This is a genomic window from Myxococcus sp. RHSTA-1-4 (genome assembly GCF_020037125.1).
GTDB lineage: Bacteria > Myxococcota > Myxococcia > Myxococcales > Myxococcaceae > Myxococcus.
The window spans coordinates 1-1,053 of record NZ_JAIQDG010000132.1 but is presented as its reverse complement, the minus strand read 5'-3'; the positions used below and the strand labels follow the sequence as shown (position 1 = coordinate 1,053).

At 63.6% G+C, this 1,053-nt stretch carries 1 protein-coding gene; it reads right to left on the bottom strand.

The window, feature by feature from the left end; translation table 11 throughout:
- Window positions 1-185: 185 nt before the first annotated feature.
- A partial coding sequence (locus K8638_RS44260; RefSeq protein WP_255663150.1) for a group II intron maturase-specific domain-containing protein occupies window positions 186-1,053 on the bottom strand: 868 nt, incomplete at its 5' end.

The following is a 1,053-nucleotide window of genomic DNA, read 5'->3' as shown; positions in this document are numbered from 1 at the left end:
GTGGCCAGGCGGGCCTCGAGCTCGGGGAGGCCGACGAGGACGACGGAGAGCAGGGGCCGGCTGTCCCAGTCGTAGTAGGGTGGGCGACCGGCGCCGTACCGGGCTTTCGCCCGGCCGGTTTCCGGCCGCCCCCCACCGAACCCGGCGTGCACCTTTCGCTGTGCACCGGGCTCTCCATCGATGGTTCAAGCGTAGTCTGGTCCGCGCAGCCAACCCAACTTGTACTGCTCGACGCATACGGACGACATTTCGAAGAGGCGAACTCCTCCGTCCTGCCACCGCAGGCTTCGACCCCCTGGTTTCCGCCATGCATAGCGTCTACCCAGGCGTTTCAGCGAGACACGGTGCTTCTTCTTGAGCCATCGAGCGATGGTCCACCAGACGTAGTAGTCCAAGCCGTTGAAGACCTTCTTGGCCCCCCACGCATGGCGGTAGAAGTGCGCCCAGCCTCGCAGTATTGGATTGAGCGTCCTGAGCTGCTCTCGCAATGACTTCCCGAGAGAGGCTCTCTCGAAGAGTTGCTTGATTCGCTCACGGAAGAGTTGGCTCCGGTGCTTTGGGATGACACTGGCGCTGACCATCCGCCTGTGGGCAGGATGGCGGCGCACACGGACGTGGTGACCGAGGAAGCGCATCGGCTCGGTGACGGGTGTCACGAGCGTCTTCGTCTCCGACAGTTCCAGTCCGAGAGCATCCTTGAGGGAGGAGCCAAGCGCGGCTTTCTCCTCGCGGGCCAGCCGTTCAGCTTCCGCATGTTGCTGCGGACCTGGTGGGGCAGCTACGAGGAGTATGAAGTCATCCGCGTACCGAATGGGGAAGAAGATTGGGAGACGTCGCCGCCTGTCGGTTTTGCGTGCCTCCTTCGCCCGCCTGTTGATGGCTTCGGGGTCGGTCACGTGCGACGGGTTGTGGCGCGGCCAGACGTGGCGCTCGTATCTCTCCTCTATTGCACTCAGGGCAACATTCGCCAGAAGCGGCGAGAGGATTCCTCCTTGGGGGGTTCCGGAGTCCGTCCGCGTGAACTGCTCTTCCGAGAGGACTCCTGCCTTCAGG